Source organism: Staphylococcus sp. GDY8P126P (assembly GCF_017891965.1).
Lineage (GTDB): Bacteria > Bacillota > Bacilli > Staphylococcales > Staphylococcaceae > Staphylococcus > Staphylococcus saprophyticus.
In genome coordinates this window covers 390210-411404 of sequence record NZ_JAESKG010000001.1, presented here as the reverse complement: position 1 = coordinate 411404, position 21195 = coordinate 390210, and the positions used below count along the sequence as shown (strand labels likewise).

At 33.6% G+C, this 21195-nt stretch carries 18 protein-coding genes and 1 other annotated feature (1 of these 19 cut by a window edge); of the genes, 16 read left to right on the top strand and 2 right to left on the bottom strand.

Annotated elements, in window-relative coordinates; translation table 11 throughout:
• Positions 1-51 (top strand) — a binding site (T-box leader); it begins 140 nt to the left of the window's first position.
• Between the two features lie 47 nt (positions 52-98).
• Complete coding sequence (leuS, locus tag KA893_RS01975) at positions 99-2516, top strand: leucine--tRNA ligase (RefSeq protein WP_210125572.1); 2418 nt, start codon at positions 99-101, stop codon at positions 2514-2516.
• Between the two features lie 18 nt (positions 2517-2534).
• On the top strand, positions 2535-2846 hold the full coding sequence (locus KA893_RS01970) for a rhodanese-like domain-containing protein (RefSeq protein ID WP_002482987.1): 312 nt from the start codon (positions 2535-2537) through the stop codon (positions 2844-2846).
• A 195-nt stretch (positions 2847-3041) separates the two neighbouring features.
• On the opposite strand, the gene KA893_RS01965 is transcribed toward KA893_RS01970, so the two are convergent.
• Positions 3042-4295: a BaiN/RdsA family NAD(P)/FAD-dependent oxidoreductase gene (locus KA893_RS01965; protein WP_041080032.1), complete on the bottom strand. Its 1254-nt coding sequence runs from the start codon at positions 4293-4295 to the stop codon at positions 3042-3044.
• 121 nt (positions 4296-4416) lie between these two features.
• Here KA893_RS01965 and KA893_RS01960 point away from each other — a divergent pair, with 121 nt between their 5' ends.
• The 8 genes from KA893_RS01960 (at position 4417) to KA893_RS01925 (ending at position 12589) form a co-directional block, all read left to right on the top strand.
• Positions 4417-6054, top strand: a complete 1638-nt coding sequence (locus tag KA893_RS01960) for a putative polysaccharide biosynthesis protein (protein ID WP_002482989.1) — start codon at positions 4417-4419, stop codon at positions 6052-6054.
• On the top strand, positions 6051-6749 hold the full coding sequence (locus KA893_RS01955) for a pseudouridine synthase (RefSeq protein ID WP_037538246.1): 699 nt from the start codon (positions 6051-6053) through the stop codon (positions 6747-6749). Before KA893_RS01960 ends, KA893_RS01955 begins: the two co-directional genes overlap by 4 nt.
• A gap of 18 nt (positions 6750-6767) precedes the next feature.
• Positions 6768-7181: a YtxH domain-containing protein gene (locus KA893_RS01950; RefSeq protein ID WP_041080031.1), complete on the top strand. Its 414-nt coding sequence runs from the start codon at positions 6768-6770 to the stop codon at positions 7179-7181.
• A 219-nt stretch (positions 7182-7400) separates the two neighbouring features.
• Positions 7401-8810: a dipeptidase PepV gene (gene pepV / locus KA893_RS01945; RefSeq protein ID WP_002482992.1), complete on the top strand. Its 1410-nt coding sequence runs from the start codon at positions 7401-7403 to the stop codon at positions 8808-8810.
• Positions 8811-8812: 2 nt separating this feature from the next.
• Positions 8813-9658: a D-amino-acid transaminase gene (gene dat, locus KA893_RS01940; protein ID WP_002482993.1), complete on the top strand. Its 846-nt coding sequence runs from the start codon at positions 8813-8815 to the stop codon at positions 9656-9658.
• A 464-nt stretch (positions 9659-10122) separates the two neighbouring features.
• Positions 10123-10914 carry a phosphotransferase family protein gene (locus KA893_RS01935; protein WP_041080027.1) on the top strand — a complete coding sequence of 264 codons (792 nt, stop codon included), beginning with the start codon at positions 10123-10125 and terminating at the stop codon, positions 10912-10914.
• Between the two features lie 12 nt (positions 10915-10926).
• Positions 10927-11562 carry a tRNA (guanosine(46)-N7)-methyltransferase TrmB gene (trmB, locus tag KA893_RS01930; RefSeq protein WP_037538252.1) on the top strand — a complete coding sequence of 212 codons (636 nt, stop codon included), beginning with the start codon at positions 10927-10929 and terminating at the stop codon, positions 11560-11562.
• Positions 11563-11761: 199 nt separating this feature from the next.
• A complete protein-coding gene (locus tag KA893_RS01925; protein ID WP_002482996.1) occupies positions 11762-12589 on the top strand; it encodes a YtnP family quorum-quenching lactonase in 828 nt (275 codons plus the stop codon).
• Positions 12590-12677: 88 nt separating this feature from the next.
• Here KA893_RS01925 and KA893_RS01920 read toward each other — a convergent pair whose 3' ends face one another.
• Complete coding sequence (locus tag KA893_RS01920) at positions 12678-12995, bottom strand: hypothetical protein (RefSeq protein WP_011302866.1); 318 nt, start codon at positions 12993-12995, stop codon at positions 12678-12680.
• Positions 12996-13077: 82 nt separating this feature from the next.
• Here KA893_RS01920 and KA893_RS01915 point away from each other — a divergent pair, with 82 nt between their 5' ends.
• From KA893_RS01915 to murC, 6 genes are all read left to right on the top strand, one after another.
• Positions 13078-14154 carry a M42 family metallopeptidase gene (locus tag KA893_RS01915; RefSeq protein WP_210125556.1) on the top strand — a complete coding sequence of 359 codons (1077 nt, stop codon included), beginning with the start codon at positions 13078-13080 and terminating at the stop codon, positions 14152-14154.
• A gap of 17 nt (positions 14155-14171) precedes the next feature.
• Positions 14172-14480 (top strand): thioredoxin family protein, encoded by a 309-nt coding sequence (locus tag KA893_RS01910; protein ID WP_041080025.1) that lies wholly within the window; start codon positions 14172-14174, stop codon positions 14478-14480.
• Positions 14481-14610: 130 nt separating this feature from the next.
• A complete protein-coding gene (locus KA893_RS01905; RefSeq protein WP_041080024.1) occupies positions 14611-15474 on the top strand; it encodes a DUF1444 domain-containing protein in 864 nt (287 codons plus the stop codon).
• 14 nt (positions 15475-15488) lie between these two features.
• The gene (gene ytpR, locus KA893_RS01900; protein WP_210125554.1) at positions 15489-16088 is read left to right on the top strand and encodes a YtpR family tRNA-binding protein; all 600 of its coding nucleotides are present in this window, start codon (positions 15489-15491) and stop codon (positions 16086-16088) included.
• Positions 16089-16105: 17 nt separating this feature from the next.
• Positions 16106-19858: a DNA translocase FtsK gene (locus KA893_RS01895; protein WP_069822066.1), complete on the top strand. Its 3753-nt coding sequence runs from the start codon at positions 16106-16108 to the stop codon at positions 19856-19858.
• Positions 19859-19881: 23 nt separating this feature from the next.
• Positions 19882-21195, top strand: a complete 1314-nt coding sequence (gene murC / locus KA893_RS01890) for a UDP-N-acetylmuramate--L-alanine ligase (protein ID WP_002483003.1) — start codon at positions 19882-19884, stop codon at positions 21193-21195.

The window sequence follows — 21195 nt, the reverse complement described above, 5'->3', positions numbered from 1 at the left end:
TGCACATTTAATGTGAATTTGGGTGGTACCGCGGCGAAAGTCGTCCCTTTGTAATTAAATAATAGTTTGGGGTGTTTTTTTATTGAATAGGAGGAAAAATAGTGAATTACAGTCATAATGAAATTGAAAAGAAATGGCAGGACTATTGGGAAGCAAATAAAACTTTTAAAACGAGCGACAATTTAGGGCAAAAGAAATTTTATGCTTTAGATATGTTCCCTTATCCATCAGGAGCAGGCCTGCATGTTGGTCACCCAGAAGGGTATACTGCTACAGATATCATCTCTCGTTATAAACGTATGTTAGGTTATAACGTATTACACCCAATGGGTTGGGATGCATTTGGCTTACCAGCTGAACAATATGCATTAGATACAGGTAATGATCCACGAGAGTTCACTAAAGAAAATATTCAGACCTTTAAGCGTCAGATAAAAGAACTTGGTTTCAGTTATGACTGGGATAGAGAAGTGAATACGACAGATCCTGAATACTACAAATGGACACAATGGATTTTCATACAATTATATAATAAAGGTTTAGCTTATGTAGATGAAGTGGCTGTGAATTGGTGTCCAGCATTAGGTACGGTATTATCGAATGAAGAAGTTATTGATGGCGTATCAGAACGTGGCGGCCATCCTGTATATAGACGTCCAATGAAGCAATGGGTTCTTAAAATTACCGAATATGCAGACAGATTGTTAGAAGATTTAGATGAATTAGACTGGCCAGAGTCATTGAAAGATATGCAACGTAACTGGATTGGCCGTTCTGAAGGTGCATCAGTGGCATTTGATGTGAAAGATTATAATGAGCAAATTGAAGTATTTACTACTAGACCTGATACAATATACGGTGCGTCATTTTTAGTGCTTAGCCCAGAACACGAGCTTGTAGATTTGATTACTACGGAAGATAATAAAGATGATGTAGAAGCTTATCAAAAAGAAGCGGCTAAGAAATCTGATTTAGAACGTACTGGCTTATCAAAAGAAAAGTCTGGTGTATTCACTGGTGCATATGCTGTTAATCCATTATCAGGGCAACAAGTACCAATATGGATTGCAGATTACGTACTATCCACTTACGGTACTGGTGCGGTCATGGCTGTACCTAGTGGTGATCAGCGTGATTATGAATTCGCTAAAACATTTGACTTACCAATTATAGAAGTCATCGAAGGCGGAGATATGAGCAAGGAAGCCTACACTGGCGACGGACCGCATACTAATTCTGGTGAACTAAACGGATTATACAATGAAGCAGCTATAGAAAAAGCGATTGAATTGTTAGAAAATAAAAATGCCGGTATGCGTAAAGTAAACTACAAACTTAGAGATTGGTTGTTCAGTAGACAAAGATATTGGGGCGAACCTATTCCAGTTATTCACTGGGAAGATGGCTCAATGACGACAGTACCTGAAGATGAACTACCATTACTTTTACCAGAAACTGATGAAATAAAACCGTCAGGGACAGGTGAATCACCGTTAGCGAATATTGATGAATTTGTAAACGTTGTCGATGAAGCCACAGGTATGAAAGGCCGTCGTGAAACAAATACGATGCCACAATGGGCAGGTAGCTGTTGGTATTATCTAAGATATATTGATCCAGACAATGAGCAAATGTTAGCAGATCCTGAAAAATTAAAACATTGGTTGCCTGTAGATTTGTATATTGGTGGCGTAGAACATGCTGTATTACATTTATTGTATGCACGATTTTGGCACAAAGTATTATTTGATTTAGGTGTGGTACCAACAAAAGAACCATTCCAAAGGTTATTCAACCAAGGTATGATTTTGGGTGAAGGTAACGAAAAAATGAGTAAATCTAAAGGTAATGTAATTAATCCAGATGATATTGTAAAATCTCATGGTGCGGATACGTTACGTTTATATGAGATGTTTATGGGACCGCTTGATGCCGCTATCGCTTGGAGCGAAAATGGTTTAGATGGTTCGAGACGTTTCTTAGATAGGATTTGGCGTTTATTAATTACAGAAGATGGTTCAATTTCTAATAAAGTGGTAAACAATCATAGTAAGGCTTTAGATAAGAGTTATCACCAAACAGTGAAAAAAGTTACAGAAGATTACAATTCGCTTAACTTTAACACAGCGATTAGTCAACTTATGGTATTTATTAATGATTGTTATAAAGCGGAAGAAATTTATAAACCATATATCGAAGGCTTTATTAAAATGCTAGCGCCGATTGCACCTCATATATCTGAAGAATTGTGGTCACGTTTAGGCCATGATGAAACAATCACTTATCAACCATGGCCATCCTACGATGACGCGTTACTTGTTGATGACGAAATTGAGATTGTCGTACAAGTAAATGGTAAAGTGCGTGCTAAAATTAATGTATCTAAAGATATTGCGAAAGAAGAAATGGAGCAAATCGCACTAGATAATGAACATGTTAAATCTGAAATAGAAGGTAAAGATATTAAAAAAGTTATTGCAGTTCCTAAAAAACTTGTTAATATCGTTGCTAAATAAACACAGGAGGAATTAATTATGGAATCTATCACAGTAACTGAACTAAAAGAGAAAATTTTGGATGCAAACCCAGTTAACATTGTGGACGTTAGAACTGATCAAGAAACAGCGATGGGTATCATTCCAGGTGCTGAAACCATTCCAATGAATAGTATTCCAGATAATCTAAACTATTTTAATGATAATGAAACGTATTATATTATCTGTAAAGCCGGTGGCAGAAGTGCGCAAGTCGTTCAATACCTTGAACAAAATGGCGTGAATGCAGTGAATGTTGAAGGTGGTATGGATGAATTTGGTGATGAAGGTTTAGATATTAAAAGTATTTAATTATAAAATAAGTAGTTAATTAAAAGCCGAGACATAAGCATATGTCTCGGCTTTCTTAAGGTAATCAACAGTTTATTTATAATGCTTTATTTGTCCATATAGTAATGGCTTTACAGTGAATGATGCACTGCTACTTTATCAAATATTAATGAAACTATTGGATTTCAATGTTATCTTTTACTATATATAATCAATTTAGAAAAGGCTTGCATTAGTGCCAGCTACATGACCTGTGACAAGGGCGCTTGTGATATTATATCCACCTGTATAACCGTGGATATCCAGTACTTCACCACATAAAAACAAACCAGGTACAAACTTAGACATCATTGTTTTGGGTTGTATTTCTTTTAATGAAACACCACCTCCTGTAACGAAGGCTTTTTCAATAGAAAGTGTGCCGTTAACCGTAAAGGTAAATCCTTTTAATAATTCTACAAGTTGATTAATTTGTGCGTTGGCAATATGGTGCGCTGTTAAATCATCTGAGATATGGGCTTGCTCAATTAAAAATAACAAATAGCGCTCTTCAATTAAGCCATGCAAACTATTTTTAACAAATTTATCAGGTGTTTCTTCTAACAAACGTCTAATCTTTTGTTCGAGTTCATTTTTGGTAAGTTCAGGAAAGGCATCCAGTTGCATTTGAATATCTTGTTTTTTTTGATTCTTTTGTTCTTTATATACAAATTGACTACACCTTAGTGCAGCGGGTCCACTAATTCCAAAGTGAGTGAATAACATATCCATTTGATGTGTGATTCGTGTTTTACCATTCTTTTTTAAAACGGATAGCGCAACATTTTTTAAACTCAAACCTTTGAGACGTTTGTTTTTGATAAATGTTTCAGAAGAAGTGATGGGTACTTCAGTTGGAAATAATTCAGTAATGGAATGTCCCAAGTGTTCGGCAAATTTATAACCATCACCTGTTGAACCAGTTTGAGGGACGCTTGTGCCACCGGTGGCAATAATTAAACTATTGCTTGAAAATTGTTGCTGATCATTTAATGTTACGGTGAAAGTATGTTGGTCCGTGTATTCAATTGATGATACAGTGGATTCTTCTTTTATTTCTACGTTATTCTGTTGCAAAGTATTGATGAGTGCGTCAACAACATCTTGTGCTTTATTAGAGACGGGGAACATACGACCGTGGTCTTCTTCCTTTAAAAGAACGCCTCTAGATTCGAAAAAATGGATGATAGATTCATTATCAAAAACAGAAAAAGGGCTATATAAAAATTTCCCATTACCAGGTATATTTTTGATGATTTCATCATAAGGTAAGCGATTTGTTACGTTGCAACGTCCGCCTCCAGAAATTTTCAATTTACGACCGAGTCCTTTTTTCTTTTCAATTAATAAAATATTATGATTATTGAGACTTGCCGCAGCAGCTGCCATTAGCCCGCTAGGACCGCCACCGATTATAATTGTTTGATACATTTTATTGCCTCCCATAAGCGTATAGTGTTATTTTATAGTAATATAGTTTTGAAAAAAAGTAGCTATCACGTTATTATTAAGATTACGAGTGTAAAATTTAATTTGAGATAGGAAGATCAGAATGAGTGAAAGTAAAGAGTTAGTGAGAGGGACCTTTTTAATTACGCTAAGTATTTTAATTACTAAAGTATTAGGTGTAATTTACATTATTCCATTCTACGCCATAATTGGTGGAGAAGAAAATCTGGCGCCTTTCAACTACGCGTATACCCCATATAATATTGCCATTGCCATCGCAACAGCAGGTGTGCCATTGGCAGCATCAAAATATGTTTCGAAATACAATGCGTTAGGCGCATATAAAATTAGTGAAAAACTATATAAATCTAGTTTTATTGTTATGACCATAACAGGATTTATTGGATTTTTAGTATTATATTTATTAGCTCCAAGCATAGCTGGTATTACATTAGCCAATAAAGGTCATGTAGATGGTGGCTGGACTGTTGATGATATTACTTGGATTATAAGAATTATTAGTATCGTGGTCATTTTTATTCCATTATTAGCGACGTGGCGTGGTGTATTCCAAGGTTATAAATCTATGGGGCCAACTGCGGTATCAGAAGTCATAGAACAAATTGCACGTATTTTATTCATTTTAATAGGAAGCTATTTAGTGCTTAATGTGTTTAATGGTAGTGTACTTGTAGCGAATGGTGTTGCGACGTTTGCAGCGGCAATCGGTGCAATCGCAGCAATCATCGTCTTATGGTATTACTGGAGAAAAAGAAAGAGCAACATAGAACGCATGGTTGCAACGGATCATACAGGTATGGATGTCTCATATGGCAAGATGTATAAAGAGATTATTTCATATAGTATTCCTTTCGTTATTGTAAGTTTGAACTTCCCGCTGTTTAATTTAGTCGATCAGTTTACACATAACACTGCGTTGAATTTAGCAGGTGTACCAAGCAATTTGCATGATTACTTTTTCTCAATTCTGAATATGACAACTAACAAAATTGTGATGATTCCGACATCTTTATCAGCGGGTTTTGCTGTGAGTTTGATTCCATTCATTACAAAGACTTATGCATCAGGCCAGTTACATGAAATGCACAGACAAATACGCACATCTTTAGGTGTATTAATGTACATAACAGTGCCAGCCAGTTTAGGTATTATGGCATTGGCCTTACCTCTGTATACAGTTTTCTATAGTTATAATATTGACGGTAGCCATTTATTATTTTATTATGCACCCGTTGCAATATTAATCGCGTTATTAAGTGTGACAGCGTCAATGTTACAAGGTATAGATAAACAAAAATTAACAGTATTTGTCATTTTAGCAGCAGTAGTAATAAAAATTATTTTAAACACGCCGCTTATAGTTACTTTCCATACGGCAGGCGCAATTTTAAGTACGGCAATCGCGTTATTATTTGCAGTTTTATGTAATTTTTATATTCTTAAAAAGTATGCGAAATTTAACTTTTCTGAGACTTGGTTACACTTTGGAAAAATATTTATGTATGGATTTATTATGATGATTGGGGTTGAATTGACATTCTTCATATTACAAATGTTTATTTCTCCAGAACATAAAATAGGTTCTCTAATTATTCTTGTTATAAGTGTTGTGGTAGGTATGCTGATTTATGGTAGCATGACAATGAAAACAAGACTTGCTGATCAATTCTTAGGTGAAATTCCAAATAAAATCAGACGCAAATTAGGTATTATTAAATGAGATTAGATAAATTTTTATCAAATATGGGTGTTGGCACTCGAACAGAAGTAAAACAACGCTTAAAAAAGAAGCAAGTCACAATTGATGATAAGGTAGAAACGTCACCTAAGAAGCAAATCAATCCAGAACTAGAAATAGTGAAAGTCAATGACCAAAAGATAGACTTTGTTAACAAAGTCTATCTCATGCTTAATAAACCTAAGGACTATATATCAGCAACAACAGATGAACAGCACAAGACAGTGCTCGATTTAATAGAGGGCTATAGATACTTAGATTTGTTTCCAGTCGGCCGATTAGATAAAGATACAGAAGGACTTTTATTGATTACCAATGATGGACAATTTAATCACGAATTAATGAGTCCTGGTAAACATGTCGCTAAAACTTATGAAGTGATTTCTCAAAAAAACATTACAAAAAATGATATAAATGCATTTAAAGTGGGTATTGAATTAAATGAGGGATTGGCGAAACCTGCAAAATTAGTCCAAGGTGATGAATTAAACAAATCGTTTGTCACAATATATGAAGGACGTTACCATCAAGTGAAGCGAATGTTTCATGCTATAGATAATGAAGTCTTAGCTTTGAAACGTATTCGTATTGGCGACTTACAACTTGATTCAACATTAGCATCAGGAGAATATCGTCATTTAACTCAGCAAGATTTTAAACTATTAGGATTAAAATAAAGAAGAGGTGTAAATATTATGTCAAAATTATTTAAAGCAATCGTAGGCATAGGGGGAGCAGCTGTAGCAGTAGTGCTTTCCAAAAAAGAAAATAGAGATAAATTAAAAGATGAGTACAGTAAATACAAATCTAATCCAGAATCATACAAACAAAATGCAAAAGATATCGCTAGTCAAATCAGTTCAAAAGCTGGCGAAACATATAATGAAGTAAAACAGGATCCTAAAGGTTATGCTTCAAAAGTAAAACAAGATCCTAAAGGTTTCATTAATGAACAAAAAGATCGTTTCTCTAATGTGTCTGAACAAGAAGAAGAGCACGTTGAAGAAGCAAGATTTACAGATGAAGGTGCAGCCAATCCTTCAAACAATTTACGAGTTGTAACTGAAGAAGAGTTAAAAAATAATAGCAATAAACATGACGGTAAGTAATACGTTGTCATGATTTTATATCAAACCTAGTTCGCAATTGGAACTAGGTTTTTTATATTAATACAGTTTATATATATAGTAAAAGTAAGCGGTTTAACTGTTTTATTATAAAGCATAACAGTTGATTTTTTTGTTTTATGATTACATCTCACTGTAGTTTCTCTACGACTTCATGTAAAATATTAAATATATAAGTTATAAGAAGGAAGTTGATTGTATATGTGGAGAGACAAAGTAAAAGAATATGAGGATTTCATACTAGAAGATTTGAAAGGTTTACTTTCAATTGAAAGTGTAAGAGAAGACGATAAAGCTTCTGCTGAAAATCCAGTAGGACCTGGACCTAGACAAGCTTTAGATTACATGTATAAAATCGCAGAACGTGACGGCTTTGGCACACATGATGTTGATCATATCGCGGGACGTATTGAAGCGGGTAAAGGCGATGATGTATTTGGTATTTTATGCCATGTGGATGTTGTACCTGCAGGCGATGGATGGGATTCAGATCCGTTTAATCCAGTAGTAACTGATGATAAAATTATTGCTCGTGGTACGTTAGATGATAAAGGGCCGACCATTGCTGCTTATTATGCAGTTAAAATTTTAAATGAAATGAATGTAAACTGGAAGAAACGTATACATATTATTATTGGTACAGATGAAGAGTCTGATTGGAAATGTACTGAGCGTTATTTCCAATCAGAAGAAATGCCTGAATTAGGGTTCGCTCCAGATGCTGAATTTCCTGCTATTCATGGTGAAAAAGGAATAAGCACGTTTGATGTAATTCAAAATGAAAAAGCAGATGATCAAGATGAGCCTGAATATGAATTGCGTTCATTTGTATCAGGACAAAGATATAACATGGTGCCTGATGAAGCGATTGCCAATGTAGTTGTTAAAGAAAATATGACAGATGTTATCCAAAATTTTGAACAATACTTAAACGAGCATGACGTTGAAGGTGAAAGTGTTGTAGATAGCGGTGTCTTGGTGCTTAAAGTACAAGGTAAAGCGGTTCATGGGATGGATCCATCTATAGGCGTCAATGCAGGATTATATTTACTTAATTTCCTTGCAACATTAAATTTAGATAAAACTGCTGCAAATTTCGTAGCGTTTAGCGAACGATACTTGTTTGAGTCACATTTTGGAGAAAAAATGGGAATGAAATTCCACACAGATGTTATGGGCGACGTGACTACTAATGTTGGAATTATCACTTATGATAATCAAGATGGTGGCAAATTCGGCATTAATTTAAGATATCCAGAAGGTTTTGAATTTGAAGAATCGTTAACAAGATTCAAGGGAGAAATTCAATCACTAGGATTTTCAATTGAGTTAGGTAAAAATCAAACGCCACATTATGTAGAAAAAGACGACCCATTCGTACAAAGCTTAGTACAAGCCTACCGTAACCAAACTGGTGATGATACAGAACCGTATACGATTGGTGGCGGTACTTATGCACGAAATTTAGATAAAGGTGTTGCATTTGGTGCGATGTTTAGTGATTCTGAAGATTTAATGCATCAAAAAAATGAATATATAACTAAAAAACAATTATTCAATGCGACAAGTATCTATTTAGAATCATTATATAAATTGTGTGTGGAGGAATAAATATGACAAAAGTATTAATAAATGAAAAACTCGTTGATGAACAAGATGCAAATGTGCCTTATAATGATAGAGGTTATGTATTTGGCGACGGTATTTATGAATATATTAGAGTATATGATAATAGTGTATTTACTGCTAAGGAACATTTTGAAAGACTTTTACGTAGTGCAAAAGAAATTGGTCTTGAATTAAAATATAGCGTTGAGGAACTTACGGAATTAATACAGGAGTTATTATCAACAAATGGTGTGATTAATGGTGGTGTCTACATTCAAGTTACACGTGGTGCCGCACCGCGTGATCATGCCTTTCCAACACCTTCTGTTGAAACCAATATTATGGCTTTCACTAAATCATATGATCGTCCTTACAAATCATTAGAAGAAGGTATTAATGCGATCACTACTGAAGATATTCGTTGGTTAAGATGCGATATTAAGAGTTTAAACTTGTTGGGTAATGTATTAGCTAAAGAATATGCAGTTAAATATAATGCTCAAGAAGCAATACAACATCGTGGTGATATTGTCACAGAAGGTTCTTCTAGTAATGTGTATGCAATCAAAGATGGTGAAATCTATACACATCCTGTAAATAATTATATTTTAAATGGTATTACGCGTATGGTAATTAAATCTGTTGCTGAAGATAAAGGGATACCTTTTAATGAAGAAACGTTTACATTAGACTTTTTGAAAAGTGCGGATGAAATCATTGTATCAAGTACTTCAATTGAGGTTATGCCAGTTGTTAAATTAAACGGTGAAAATGTCGGTGATGGTCAAGTTGGCTCGATAACAAAATCATTGCAAGAAGGATTTAACAGATACATTGATACACATAGTTAATATTTTCAATAAATAGATAGAAAATATAACAAAAATTCATATTAAATTATGTTATAATGCTAACTGAGCCGTTTGAAAGAAACTAATAGAAATAAGAAAGTAAAAAGTGACTTTTTGTTTCTCATTATTGGTTGAAATTCATACCCAAACATTATAAAATCTTTTATGAGTCTTGAAATTGAACGAGAAAAATTTCTTGAAAAAAGATAGAGAAATATTAAAAAATATGCTTTGTTTGGGTTTCTTTTATGGTATGCTATAAAAGTTACTATAATTTGAAAATCAGTTATTTATAATTTTAAAAATTAACTTGAGCCACATGGGACATTATGCTAGTCATAACACTTGAGACAGCATAAATTATGGTTGAAGTTTAAAAAAATTTGCTATAGAAAATGATTATATATGGCTCTCGAAAAATGTTTTTCAGGAGCCATTTTCTAATTGAAAGTGAGGTGAACGTGTTGGAGCAGTTTTATCAATTGGGATGGACGCTTGACTCAGCAGGCGGTGCATCGGGTGAGGCGTACATGGCCGAACAGGATGGACAAAAATTATTCTTAAAAAGAAATTCAAATCCATTTATAGCTGCATTATCAGCTGAAGGTATTGTGCCTAAACTTGTATGGACGAAACGCATTGAAACTGGCGAAGTTGTAACAGCACAACATTGGAAAAATGGTAGAGAACTTACTTTCAATGAAATGCATGAACAACGTGTAGCGAATTTATTGAAAAAAATTCATAGTTCGAAGACATTATTAAACATGCTAAAACGTATGGAAATGGAACCTATCACGCCAGATATTTTATTAAATAAAATAAATGCTTCGTTATCAAGAGATGTACTGACACATCACGTGGTTAGAAAAGCTTTAACGTATTTGGAAGATCACATGCCTAACTTAGATCCTCGTTTCTTTACAGTTGTTCATGGTGATGTTAACCATAATAATTGGTTGTTATCAGATCATGATGAGCTATATCTCGTTGATTGGGAAGGTGCAATGATTGCTGATCCCGCAATTGATTTAGGTATGCTGCTGTACAATTACGTTCCAGAAAATAAATGGCCAGAGTGGTTAAACTTGTATGGTACAAAAGATTCAATGGATTTACAAAAACGTATGAAGTGGTATACCGTTGTACAATCTATCGGTATGGTTCAATGGTATGAAGAACAAAAACGTTACAAAGATATGAATATGTGGCTAACTTTTTTAAATCAAGTGATGAATAATAATGCTTTTATATAAGGAGTTATCAAAATGAGAATGCGCTATAAGCCTTGGGCAGAGGACTACTTAAAAAAAGAACCGAATATAGTTGATATCGATGGTAGTCATGCAGGGCGAATCAGTGAATGGTTTGATAATGATCAACCGATTTATATTGAAGTAGGATCAGGTATGGGTCAATTCATAACTACGCTTGCAGCAAAACATCCCGAAATAAACTTTATCTCTATGGAAAGAGAGAAAAGTGTTATGATAAAAGTCTTAGATAAAGTTATTGAACAAGGCTTAACAAATATCAAGTTAATTTGTAATGATGCAATTGAACTTAATGATTATTTCAAAGATGGAGAAGTATCAAGATTATACCTTAATTTCTCAGATCCATGGCCTAAAAAAAGACATACTAAACGTCGTTTGACATATCAAACATACCTAGCATTGTATAAACAAGTTTTAAAAGATGATGGTGAAATCCATTTTAAAACAGACAATCGTGGTCTGTTTGCATATAGTTTAGAAAGTATGTCTCAATTTGGTATGTATTTTACAAAAATCAACCTGAATTTGCATGAAGAAGATGATGAAGAGAATATTGAGACTGAATACGAAAGAAAATTTTCTGATAAAGGTTCAAGAATTTATCGTATGGAAGCTAAGTTTCATTAAATATAATTACGCACTCAATTGATAGGACATAGGTTCTATCAATTTTTTTATGTCCAAATTAAGATTTTTATAATTTAATGTAAATAGAGTTGTGCTAATTTAAATGTATTTATGTCCATTATTTTACCTAGAACATTGTTTGTATTACTATTAATGTTCAGTAGTTATTGTGTTTATATTTTACGAGGAGGATAAGTAGATGAAATTAGGGGATTTTCGTATACATTATTTAAATGGTGGTATCACTCACATTGATGGTGGCGCAATGTTTGGCGTGGTGCCTAAGGCGTTATGGACTAAAAAATATGAAGTGAATGATAAGAATCAAATTCCATTACCAACGCATCCAATATTAATACAATCGAACGATTATAATATTATCATTGATACAGGTATAGGTTCAGGAAAATTAACAGATAAAGAACGTAGAAATTTTGGAGCTCATTATGAAAGCCAAATTAGTGAAGACTTAAAGGCTTTAGATTTAACGACTGCAGATATTGATTATGTATTAATGACACATTTACATTTCGATCATGCTGCTGGATTAACAGATAATGAGGGTAATTCAATTTTTAATAAAGCAATCCATGTGATTCAACAAGATGAATGGCATGAATTTCAAAGCCCTAATATACGCAGTAAATCAACATATTGGCCAAAGAATAATGGAGATTTTAAAAAACGATTACTATTGTTTGAAAATGAAATCGAAATAGTGCCAGGTATTAAAATGATTCATACGGGCGGTCATAGTTTTGGTCATGCAATTATTACAATTGAAAGTCAGAATGAAAAAGCGGTGCATATGGGTGATATTTTTCCAACAACTGCACATAGAAATCCATTATGGGTCACAGCTTATGATGATTACCCTATGCAATCAATTAGAGAAAAAGAACGTTTAGTACCGTATTATATTCATCAAAATTATTGGTTTTTATATTATCATGATGTAAATTATTTTGCGGTGAAATTTGATAAGCAAAATATAACTGAATTTGATACATTTATTTCTAGGAATTAAAAAGGTTAAAGCTAAGCGGCACATGAATAAGAAGATATTCTGAGTTAGAATATGTTTGTCATCGTGTCGCTATGGCTTTAACCTTCTATCATTTGCATTCAATGATATCTAATATTTCACCTGTTTTGGCATCAGCATAAAAGTCATAATATGTAAGTGTGTTATGGTTTCGTGTCGTAATGCCACCTTGAAAAGCAATGATTTTTGAATCGGATTTTGTATACGTCATCGGCACTTTTAATATATATGATCCTATAACATTCATAAAATAAGTTTTTACTTCTTTAGTGATTTTTTCAGGATCTCGATATTGGATATGTTTTCGACGTTTATAAAAATAAATTGATCCTGCAATTGTAGTTAGGAAAAATAATAAGAGGATGAACCAATTTTTTTTATTTAACATAACATAATCTACCCCCAATAAAGTCATATTTATAGTTTACCATAATGAAGATGATATAATAAATATTAAGGAGTGAGAGACGTTGAACATAGATAAAAGTAAAACATTGAATAGAATGAAAACATTAACAGAATTACATGGTGTAGCAGGTTTTGAAGAAAATGTAAAATCATATTTGAAAGCAGAAATGGAACCATTTGTGGATGAATTTGTTTATAATCGTATGGGCGGATTTTACGGTGTTAAACGTTCGAAATCAAGTAATCCAAAACGAATCATGGTTGCTGCACATATGGATGAAATTGGTTTCATGGTCACAAATATCACGTCAAATGGTATGCTACAATTTACTAATTTAGGTGGCGTTGCAAACGATATATGGCAAGGCCAAAGGCTAAAAGTTAGAACGCGAAATAATGATGAGATTACAGGTATTGTAGCTAATATTCCGAAACATTTTAGAACTGGAAATGAAAGAGCACCTAAAATAGAAGATTTATTATTGGATATTGGTGCAGAAAATGCTGAAGATGTATCGGCACGTGGTATTGCTATTGGTGATACGATTGCACCTGATACGCCTTTTACACAGTTATCAGAGCATCGATTTGCCAGTAAAGCCTGGGATAACCGTTATGGTTGTTTAATTGGTATTGAGCTACTGGAATTATTAAAAAATACTGAATTGGACTTTGATTTATATGTCGGTGCAAATGTGCAAGAAGAAGTAGGATTAAGAGGAGCAAGTGCAGCGGCAGAGTTAATCGATCCTGATGTAGCATTTGTTGTAGATTGTTCGCCTGCGAATGATATGAAAGGTAAGCAAAATTTATCAGGGGAATTAGCTGGAGGTACATTAATCAGAATTAAAGATGGTACAATGTTACTTCGACCAACCTTTAGAGATTATTTGCTTGATTTAGCGAAGCAGTATGATATTAAACATCAATACTATATTTCTCCAGGTGGTACGGATGGTGGAGAAATACACAAGGCAAAATTAGGTATCCCAACCGCTGTGATAGGTGTGTGCGCACGATATATTCATAGTACAAACGCAGTGTTTGATATTAGAGATTATGAAGCTGCCAGAAGCCTGTTAGAACAATCAGTTAGACATTTAAATGAAGACCAAATAAAAATATTACAATATAAATAATAATTAGGAGTGGTATTATGCAACAATTAGAAAGTGAGCAGCAATTTGAAAATCTGAAAAATGAACAAACAGTGTTTTTATTTACAGCAGATTGGTGCCCAGATTGTAAAGTTATAGAACCAGATTTACCTCAATTAGAAGCAAAATATACTAATTATAAATTTATTTCAGTTGATAGAGACAAATTTATTGATATATGCATTAATTATGACATTATGGGTATACCTAGTTTTCTAGTATTCCGTGACGGGAATCAAATTGGCAGTTATATTGGAAAAGAACGAAAATCCAAAGAACAAATAGACCAATTTTTAGCGTCTTTGTAGGTGGCATTAATTTAGGATTAAATTAAAGTTAAATTATAAAAATATATACCCTTAGAGCGCACATTTTTTCTGTTCCTAAGGGTATATTTATTGTAAACTATAGTAAGGCACGTAAATAGGAGTGTTAATAATGAATGTCTTTCAAATGAGAGATAAATTAAAAGATAGATTGAATCATCTTGATGTGAAATTTAGTTTTAATCGAGAAGATGAAACACTACGTATCTCAAGAATAGATAATGGTAAAGGCGTTACCGTTAAAATTAATCCAATAGTAGCTAAATATAAATCTCAAAAAGAAAAAATAGTCGATGAAATTGTGTATTATGTTGAAGAAGCAGTCGAGCAAATGAAAGGGGAGGCATTGGAAAATACGGATTATATCCAAATTATGCCGGTTTTAAGATCTCCTAGCTTTGATAAAAAAGACAAAAATGGTAATTCATTTGTAATCGATGCACATACAGCAGAAACAAACATTTATTATGCAGTTGATTTAGGTAAGTCATATCGTCTAATTGATGAAGCGATGTTAGAAGAATTAAAGCTAACAAAGCAACAATTAAAAGAAATGGCGCTATTTAATGTGCGCAAATTAGAAAATAAGTATACAACTGACGAAGTTAAAGGTAATATTTTTTACTTTGTGAATTCAAATGATGGTTATGATGCAAGTAGAATTTTAAATACGTCATTTTTAAATGAAATACAAGCACAATGTGAAGGTGAAATGTTAGTAGCGGTACCTCATCAAGATGTGCTTATCATTGCAGATATCCGCAATAAGACGGGTTACGATGTGATGGCGCATTTAACTATGGAGTTTTTCACTAAAGGATTAGTGCCAATAACATCATTATCTTTAGGTTATGATAAAGGGCATTTTGAACCAATCTTTATTTTAGGTAAAAATAATAAACAAAAAAGAGATCCTAATGTGATTCAAAGATTGGAAGCTACACGAAAACAATATGAAAATAAAGATAAGAAATAAGGAGTAATGAAGTTATGAATTTATTTTATAATAAAGAAGCTGTTGGCGATGTTGCATTTTTACAAATTAATCCTACAGAAGGTGAATATAACTACGTCACTCAAGGGGATGTAGTTGAAATACAGAATGACGGAGAAGTCGTTGGTTACAATATCTTTAATGCATCAAACAAAGCAACACTAACAGGTAATGGACATATTAAGTTGACTGAAACATTAGTTCAAGCGTTTCAAAAAGCAATTGAAGCTGCTGGATTTACTTATAAATTAGACGCAGACTTTACTCCTAAATTTGTAGTGGGCTATGTTGAAACAAAAGACAAGCATCCAGATGCAGATAAATTAAGTGTTCTAAGTGTTGATGTTGCAACTGAAAAACTACAAATTGTTTGCGGGGCACCGAATGTTGAAGCTGGACAAAAAGTGGTGGTAGCAAAAGTTGGTGCAGTTATGCCAAGTGGTATGGTTATTAAAGATGCAGAAGTTAGAGGCGTTGCATCAAGTGGTATGATTTGTTCGATGAAAGAGTTAGGATTACCAAATGCACCACAAGAAAAAGGTATTATGGTTCTAAGTGATGATTACACTGTAGGGCAATCATTTTTTGAAGTATAAAAAGGAGGTAATGTAGTATGAGCTGGTTCGACAAGTTATTTGGAGAAGATAATGAATCAACAGATAATTATCTTAATAAAAGAAGCCAACGACGTCAAAAAGCTACACAACAAGAAGAACATGATTCATTACTTCCTCAAAATAATGATGTTTATGAAAGACCCAAAGGGAAATTCAGGTTTCCTATGCGTGTTTTAGAAGAGGCAAATGACAGTTTGAAGACAGATGATGAGTTGAATTCTGATATTGCGTCTACATCTCATAAAACTTCCCATGATGTACATAATGATGTGAGTCATGGGAATGCACATCATCAACAAAGAAGACGTAGACATATGTATGATAAAACACCAACTCAAAATATAAACTCGAGTGATTCAGTTGGGCAACAATCGCAACAACAAGATCATTACCAAACTGAAAATGAGACTAGAACACATAAAGGCAAAAGAATGAGGATTCAAACGGATGTTTTACGAGCAAATGCTTCGTCAAAACACAAACCAACGACGTCAAATTTTCATCATAGCGATTTTAAAGCGAGTGAAGTGCCTTCAGCGATTTTTGGTACTAAAAAACCCCGTCCTTTAGAAAATGGTGTCATTAAACGTCAAGATGATTCAGAAGAAGGTACGCAAGCGGAAAATGAGACGAATCATCGTAATTATAATGATGAATCATCTCAACAGAAACACCAAACAGTAAAAGATTCAGATAGTAATTCAACAGATATTCAAAATGAAGCACATATGTATCATGAAAATTCAAATGATACTGCATATGATCTATCTGATAACAAAGAGCGCCGTGACGCACAACATGTTGAGGAAAATGGTGAAGAAGTTGAGCTGAATCAACCAGTAACAAGTCAAAATAAAAAAGATAATACGATTAAAATAGAAAACATCTATGCTTCTCAGATTGTTGAAGAAATTAGACGAGAGAGAGAACGTAAAGTATTACAGAAGCGTCAATTTAAAAAGGCACTTCAACAAAAACGTCATGATAATCAAGACAAACAAGAAGATAGTATACAAAAAGCAATTGACGAAATGTATGCAAAACAAGCGCGGAATTACATAGGTGAAAGCTCGTTAGATGAAGATGGTAACGCAATGAATATGTCCAAATCGAAAACGTCAACATCACGTCAAAGTGCAGAAAATCAGCAACAAACAGAATCGACGAATAGTGAAGATATTGAAGAAGATTCAAATACACCATTTAATTATGAAGAAGTTGATTTAGATCATGTACGCGATGTTCATACGATTAATAATGAACAGGTTAATGTAAATACTAAAAATGACAGTTCCGCAATTGAAGCAAATCAAAATCAAGTTGAACAGGTCACACCTAACAGTGATTTCGAAAATCAAAACGATGAGAACAACACTGCAATAGAGTCTAGTCAAAGTGATATGTCAGAAAATGAGCGCACATACATCTTAGAGAAATCATTTGAGCGTTATTTAGATGAGAATGACGTGGATGATGCGCAGTATAGAGAATTATCTGAAACAGACCCTAAATCCAAAGAATCATTAGCTTTTGATTCATTAGATTCACAAAGTGAAAATGAGCAATTGTCAGAGTCATTATCACAACCAGACCATGGTTTTGAAAATTCAGAGTCCGATATTATCGATAATCATGTAACTTCAAATGATGCAGCACCATCAGAGGCATCACAGCTAGAATCTGATGAAAGTATGAATGAAAATGAATCGCTTAACGTCCAAAATGAAATATTAGATGAAAGGTCTGAATTGGAGCAATCTGATAGTACTGATAATAATAATGGAAATCATATTAAGCAACCCGACGAAACTAAAACGTATAAAAAGGCTACATCTATCAAGAAAGGTAGTAAACCTTTCAATGTCGTGATGACACCATCAGATAAAAAGCGTATGTTAGATGCACAAAAAGAAAAAAATAAGTCAAACATACAATTAAATAATGTAGATAATTTTAAACATAATACGTCATCCGATATTAGCGACAAACAATCACAGTCGAATAATGATCAATTAGCAAATGAACCTGCTTCAGAGTCATTGACTGTAACTGATGACAACCAAAACGAAACGAATTTATCACATGACTTGATTGATGAACAGAGTGACTTTAAACCGGAAACGGATGCTTCTTCTTATAGTGATGATTATAATCGAAATGACTCAACTCAGTCTAATGTACAACAAGAGTCAGTTGAAAGTGCTGAGTCAGATATGACAAATGTGCCTTCTGAACAAAATGAAAATCATAAGCAAAATGTACAAGAACCAGTTCTCAAACCTGAAACTTCTGGTAACCAATTAGGTGGATTAAAAACACCAACTGAGGATGATAATAAGGCTACTATTAGAAGAGGACCCAATATTAAACTTCCAAGTATTGAGTTATTAGAAGCGCCAAAACAACATGAAATTGACAATGCTTGGATTGAAGATAAAAAACAGGAATTGAATGAAGCTTTTTATTATTTCAATGTGCCTGCAGAAGTTCAAAATGTTACTGAAGGCCCTAGTGTGACACGATTTGAATTATCAGTCGAAAAAGGTGTGAAAGTATCTAGAATAACAGCTTTACAAGACGATATAAAAATGGCGCTTGCAGCTAAGGATATTCGTATTGAAGCACCCATTCCAGGTACGAGTCTAGTTGGTATAGAGGTACCAAATCAAAATGCAACAACTGTAAATTTACGTTCAATTTTAGAAGAACCAGCGTTTAAAAATGCAGAATCCAAATTAACTGTAGCTATGGGACTTAGAATTAATAATGAACCTTTATTAATGGATATTTCTAAAACACCGCATGCTTTAATAGCTGGTGCAACAGGCTCAGGTAAATCCGTATGTATTAATAGTATATTAATGTCGTTATTATATAAAAATCATCCTGAGGAATTAAGATTGTTACTTATTGATCCGAAAATGGTTGAATTAGCACCTTATAATGACTTACCACATTTAGTTGCACCTGTGATAACAGATGTAAAAGCAGCAACGCAAAGTTTAAAATGGGCTGTTGAAGAAATGGAAAGACGTTATAAAGTTTTTGCTAAATATCATGTTAGAAATATTACGGCGTTTAATAAGAAAGCAACTTATGAGGATAGAATGCCAAAAATTGTTATAGTAATAGATGAATTAGCAGATTTAATGATGATGGCACCACAAGAGGTGGAACAATCTATTGCGCGCATTGCACAAAAAGCACGTGCATGTGGTATTCATATGCTAGTTGCAACGCAAAGACCTTCTGTTAATGTCATCACTGGATTAATCAAAGCAAATATACCTACTAGAATTGCATTTATGGTATCATCTAGCGTAGACTCTCGCACTATCTTAGATAGTGGTGGTGCAGAACGTTTATTAGGTTATGGTGACATGCTTTACCTAGGAAGCGGTATGAATAAACCTATCCGTGTTCAAGGTACATTTGTCTCTGATGAAGAAATTGATGATGTTGTAGATTTCATAAAACAACAACGAGATCCGGAATACTTATTTGAAGAAAAAGAATTATTGAAAAAAACAGAAAGTCAACCACAAGATGATTTATTCGATGATGTGTGTCGATTTATGCTAAATGAAGGACATATTTCAACTTCATTAGTACAGCGTCATTTCCAAATCGGATATAATCGTGCTGCAAGAATTATTGATCAACTAGAACAACTTGGCTATGTGTCGGGCGCAAATGGATCTAAACCAAGAGATGTATACATTACAGAATCAGATTTGAATGAGAATTAATATAGAGATAAAGGAGTGTTACAATGACACATTATCATTTTGTCGGTATAAAAGGTGCCGGTATGAGTTCATTAGCACAAATAATGCATGATCTTGGAAACGAAGTACAAGGTTCAGATATTAAAAATTATGTTTTTACAGAAGTGGCATTAAAAAACAATGGTATTAAAATACTGCCATTTGATGCGAATAGTATTCAATCAGATATGGTAGTCGTACAAGGAAACGCATTCCCGGATACGCATGAAGAAGTTGTGAAAGCACATGAATTAAAACTTGAAGTTATTCGCTACCATGACTTCTTAGGTCATATTATTAACCAATATACGTCAGTCGCCGTAACTGGTGCACATGGTAAAACTTCGACAACTGGTTTATTATCACACGTAATGAATGGTGATAAGAAAACATCTTTCTTAATTGGCGATGGAACTGGACTTGGCATACCAGCAAGTGATTACTTTGCGTTTGAAGCATGTGAATATCGTAGACACTTTTTAAGCTATCATCCAGACTATGCCATTATGACCAATATAGATTTTGATCATCCAGATTATTTCAAAGACGTTGATGATGTATTTAATGCTTTCCAAGAAATGGCGCATAACGTTAAAAAAGCGATTATTGCTTGGGGTGATGATACACACTTGCGTAAAATTGAAGCAGACGTACCTGTTTATTATTATGGATTCTCAAATAAAGATGACGTTTATGCAGATAATTTAGAGATAAGTGAAAAAGGTACAAAATTTGATGTATATATTAAAGGTGAATATTTTGATACTTTCCTTTCACCACAATTTGGCGATCATAATATATTAAATGCCTTATCGGTTATTACGATTAGTTACTTAGAAAGTTTAAATATCGATAATATTAAAGAAGCATTAGAGACTTTTGGTGGCGTGAAACGTAGATTCAATGAAACAAAAGTAGGAAATCAAGTATTAGTAGATGATTATGCACACCATCCTAGAGAAATTAGTGCTACAATTGAGACAGCGAGAAAAAAATATCCTAACAAAGATGTTATCGCAGTGTTTCAACCTCATACATTTAGTAGAACACAAGCATTCTTGGGTGAATTTGCAGAATGTTTAAGTTTAGCCGATAAAACATTTTTATGTGAAATTTTTGGTTCGATAAGAGAAAATAGCGGTAACTTAACGATTCAAGATTTAGTTCAAAGAATTGATGGTGCAACATTGATTGATGAGGAAAGTGTAAATGCGCTTGAACAATATAGTGATGCTGTTATTTTATTTATGGGTGCAGGAGATATTCAAAAAATTCAACGTGCATACATGGAAAAAATAGGTGTTACTTCTCCATTTTAA

Coding starts and splice junctions, on each gene's coding strand:
- KA893_RS01895 (WP_069822066.1), top strand. CDS start 16,106: ATGAGCTGGTTCGACAAGTTATTTGGAGAAGATAATGAATCAACAGAT.
- KA893_RS01950 (WP_041080031.1), top strand. CDS start 6,768: ATGTCAAAATTATTTAAAGCAATCGTAGGCATAGGGGGAGCAGCTGTA.
- trmB (WP_037538252.1), top strand. CDS start 10,927: ATGAGAATGCGCTATAAGCCTTGGGCAGAGGACTACTTAAAAAAAGAA.
- KA893_RS01920 (WP_011302866.1), bottom strand. CDS start 12,995: ATGTTAAATAAAAAAAATTGGTTCATCCTCTTATTATTTTTCCTAACT.
- KA893_RS01910 (WP_041080025.1), top strand. CDS start 14,172: ATGCAACAATTAGAAAGTGAGCAGCAATTTGAAAATCTGAAAAATGAA.
- KA893_RS01905 (WP_041080024.1), top strand. CDS start 14,611: ATGAATGTCTTTCAAATGAGAGATAAATTAAAAGATAGATTGAATCAT.
- ytpR (WP_210125554.1), top strand. CDS start 15,489: ATGAATTTATTTTATAATAAAGAAGCTGTTGGCGATGTTGCATTTTTA.
- dat (WP_002482993.1), top strand. CDS start 8,813: ATGACAAAAGTATTAATAAATGAAAAACTCGTTGATGAACAAGATGCA.
- KA893_RS01965 (WP_041080032.1), bottom strand. CDS start 4,295: ATGTATCAAACAATTATAATCGGTGGCGGTCCTAGCGGGCTAATGGCA.
- KA893_RS01960 (WP_002482989.1), top strand. CDS start 4,417: ATGAGTGAAAGTAAAGAGTTAGTGAGAGGGACCTTTTTAATTACGCTA.
- KA893_RS01955 (WP_037538246.1), top strand. CDS start 6,051: ATGAGATTAGATAAATTTTTATCAAATATGGGTGTTGGCACTCGAACA.
- murC (WP_002483003.1), top strand. CDS start 19,882: ATGACACATTATCATTTTGTCGGTATAAAAGGTGCCGGTATGAGTTCA.
- KA893_RS01970 (WP_002482987.1), top strand. CDS start 2,535: ATGGAATCTATCACAGTAACTGAACTAAAAGAGAAAATTTTGGATGCA.
- KA893_RS01925 (WP_002482996.1), top strand. CDS start 11,762: ATGAAATTAGGGGATTTTCGTATACATTATTTAAATGGTGGTATCACT.
- pepV (WP_002482992.1), top strand. CDS start 7,401: ATGTGGAGAGACAAAGTAAAAGAATATGAGGATTTCATACTAGAAGAT.